4 protein-coding genes are annotated in these 2901 nt (G+C 68.4%); 3 read left to right on the plus strand and 1 reads right to left on the minus strand.

What is annotated here, in order from left to right; genetic code table 11:
- The first annotated feature begins 72 nt into the window (after positions 1–72).
- Together B551_RS15955 and B551_RS15960 are read left to right on the plus strand one after the other, a co-directional pair.
- Positions 73–1098 carry a delta(1)-pyrroline-2-carboxylate reductase family protein gene (locus B551_RS15955; RefSeq protein WP_006577911.1) on the plus strand — a complete coding sequence of 342 codons (1026 nt, stop codon included), beginning with the start codon at positions 73–75 and terminating at the stop codon, positions 1096–1098.
- A gap of 251 nt (positions 1099–1349) precedes the next feature.
- Entirely contained in the window at positions 1350–2078 is a 729-nt protein-coding gene (locus B551_RS15960) for an OmpW family protein (RefSeq protein ID WP_006577910.1), read from the plus strand.
- Positions 2079–2177: 99 nt separating this feature from the next.
- On the opposite strand, the gene B551_RS15965 is transcribed toward B551_RS15960, so the two are convergent.
- Positions 2178–2372 (minus strand): heavy-metal-associated domain-containing protein, encoded by a 195-nt coding sequence (locus tag B551_RS15965; RefSeq protein ID WP_006577909.1) that lies wholly within the window; start codon positions 2370–2372, stop codon positions 2178–2180.
- A gap of 272 nt (positions 2373–2644) precedes the next feature.
- Here B551_RS15965 and B551_RS15970 point away from each other — a divergent pair.
- A partial coding sequence (locus B551_RS15970) for a heavy-metal-associated domain-containing protein (protein ID WP_043440215.1) occupies positions 2645–2901 on the plus strand: 257 nt, incomplete at its 3' end.

The following is a 2901-nucleotide window of genomic DNA, read 5'->3' on the forward strand; positions in this document are numbered from 1 at the left end:
CTCGCCGCCTCGCCGCCTCGCCGCCGTCGGCCGCTACTCTCAGATTCCCAGCGTTCCCAGGAGCTCGATCCCATGCCTACCGAACCGATTGCCTCACAGACCGCCTCACAGACTGCCTCGCCGATGCTGCTCGATGCCGCCCAGACCGCGGCGCGGCTGCCGTATCCGGATCTGGCCGTCGCCATTGCCGACATGCTTGGCGAACTGCGCGCCGGCACCGCGATGGCGCCGCCGCGGCTGGCGCTGCCGGTCGGCGACGTGAGCGCCGCGGCCCCTGAGGGCGAGGGAACGCTGCTGGTGATGCCGGCACGCAATGCCGACCTGGTGATGACCAAGAACATCACCGTCCATCCGGGCAATCCGGCGCGCGGGCTGCCCAATATCCTCGGCGAAGTGGTGGTGGCCGACGCGCATACCGGCGTGCGGCTGGCGCTGCTGGACGGACCGACGGTGACCGGACGACGCACGGCCGCGGTGTCGCTGCTGGCGGCGCAGCGCTTCGCCGCGCGGCCCGACGGCGAGCTGCTGATCGTCGGCGCCGGCGTGCAGGCCACCACGCATCTCGAGGCCTTCGCCGCCGGGCTGCCGCTGCGGCGGGTCTGGCTGCATTCGCGCACGGCGGACAAGGCCCATGCGCTGGCGGCGCATGCGCGGCGGCTTGGTCTGGAGGCCGAGGTCATCGATTCCGCCGGCGACATCGACACGGTGCTCGCGCGCGTGTCGATGGTGGTCACCGTGACGTCGAGCCGCACGCCGGTGCTGCCGGACCTGGCCGCCGGCTGCTGGCGCGACGACCACTTCATCGCCGCGGTCGGGGCGTTCCGGCCCGACATGTGCGAGCTGCCGCCGGCGCTGTGCCGCGGCGCCGCGCAGGCGGGACGGTTGCTGGCCGATACGCTGTTCGGCATCGAGGACGAGGCCGGCGACCTGCTGCAGGCCGGCATCGACTGGGCCGCGGTGCAGCCGTTCGAGACGGCGATCCTGGCCGCCGACGCGATCCGCGCGCGCAGCGGCAGTCCGCTGGTGTTCAAGAGCGTCGGCTATGCGCTGTGGGATCTCGCGGCCTGCGCGCTGGCGGTGCGAAGCGCCGGGGCATGACGGCGCCGACGGTGTGCAAGGCGCCGATGGCGCCGATGGCGCCGGTCGCATCGGGCCGCCGGTCGCTGTCACATTCCTGAGACACTTCTGCCGCCTCTCTCCCGGCTGTGGTGGCCCTTTGGATACCGCGGATTGCGGTAAACCCTCGATTTAGTGGCGCGCCTCTACAAAATGTCTCTAGATTGAAACGATGTCGGCATCGGCAGCGGGATAATGCTGCCCTTGCAGTTGAAAACCACGAAGGAGAGAGGATGTCGCACAACAAGAAAATCCTGGTGGCTGTCGCGGCCATGGTAGTGGGCGGAGCCGCCCAGGCACAGTCGGCCGGCAGCACCGTCGTCAGCGCGGGCTGGTTCCGCGTGATGCCGAACAGCTCGGCCGATCCGCTGACCATCGACAGCGTCGGTGGCCGCCCGGTGAACATGCAGCGTCCCAATACCGGCGCCGACATCAAGGCGGCCAATACGCTGGGCCTGTCGATCGACCACTTCGTCACCGACCACATCTCGGCCGAGTTCGTCGTCGGTATCCCCCCGGAGCACGATGTCGAGGGCGACAAGGGCTACGGCAGGTACGGCAAGCTCGGTACGGTGCGCCAGTGGAGCCCGGCGGTGCTGGTCAAGTACCACTTCCTCGAGCCCGCCTCGCGCTTCCGCCCCTATGTAGGCCTGGGCGTCAACTACACCTGGTTTACCGACGAGACGATCACCAACCAGCAGTTCGTGCGCCAGGAGTTCGGCCCGAACGCCACGATGACCGCGAGCGCCAAGTCGTCGTGGAATCCGGTCTTCAACATCGGCGCGAACTACAAGATCAACGAGCGCTGGCATGTGGGCCTGTCGGTGTCCTACCTGCCGCTGGATACCCGCGCGACCTTCGTCACGCGCAATTCCGCGCAGGGCGGCGCCACCGTGGTGTCGCATACCAAGATCAAGATCGATCCGATCGTGACCTTCCTGAACGTCGGCTACCGCTTCTGAGCGTCGCCGCTATGACGTCATTCCCGCGCGCGCGGCAATCCAGCGTCTTTTGAAGCCACTGGGTCCCCGCCTGCGCGGGGACGACAACCCAAGGCCGGCTCAGCCCTTGACCGGATAGCCCGCCGCTTCGATCGCCTCCCGCACCTCCTGCACATCGGCGTCCGCTTCCACGCTGACCGCCTGCGCCGCAATATCGGCCGACACGCGCGCGTCGGGATCGACCTGCTTCACCGCACGCGTGATCGCACCCACGCAGTGATTGCAGGACATGCCTTCCACTTGAAACTGCATCATCGTTGAACTCCTCGGTATGGGTGATGAATCCGGGCCACTCGTCGTCCCCGCGAAAGCGGGGACCCAGCGGCTTCAGCAGGCGGTGGATTCCCGCGTGCGCGGAAATGACGCGACGGCATTCCGGTACAACGGCGCCATTGTGAACCTTCCCATCATGTCAACCGCAAGCGCCGCCGCCGCATCGCGAAAACTGGCGCATCGGCCTTGACCTTCCTAGCATGGTAAGGTCCAGCATCCAGTGACAGGCTATGTCAACGAGGATGTCAACCGCCATGTCCACTTCTTCACTTCCGCTGTCGCCGGCCCCGTCCGGTGCCGATACCACGCCCGCCGCGCCCGAATGGCGCCTGCCGATCGAGGGGATGACCTGCGCCTCCTGCGTGCGCCGGGTCGAGAACGCGCTGGCCAAGGTGCCGGGCGTGCGTTCCGTCGCGGTCAACCTGGCCACCGAGGAGGCCACCGTGCAGGCCGACAGCGCCGCCGTGCTGCCGGCGGCCGCCGACGCCGTCGCCGCCGCCGGCTACGCGGT

Source organism: Cupriavidus sp. HPC(L), from assembly GCF_000307735.3.
GTDB lineage: Bacteria > Pseudomonadota > Gammaproteobacteria > Burkholderiales > Burkholderiaceae > Cupriavidus.

Bases quoted from the DNA above. Each gene is read 5' to 3' on its own strand.
- B551_RS15955 (WP_006577911.1), top strand. From the start codon at position 73: ATGCCTACCGAACCGATTGCCTCACAGACCGCCTCACAGACTGCCTCG.
- B551_RS15960 (WP_006577910.1), top strand. From the start codon at position 1,350: ATGTCGCACAACAAGAAAATCCTGGTGGCTGTCGCGGCCATGGTAGTG.
- B551_RS15965 (WP_006577909.1), bottom strand. From the start codon at position 2,372: ATGATGCAGTTTCAAGTGGAAGGCATGTCCTGCAATCACTGCGTGGGT.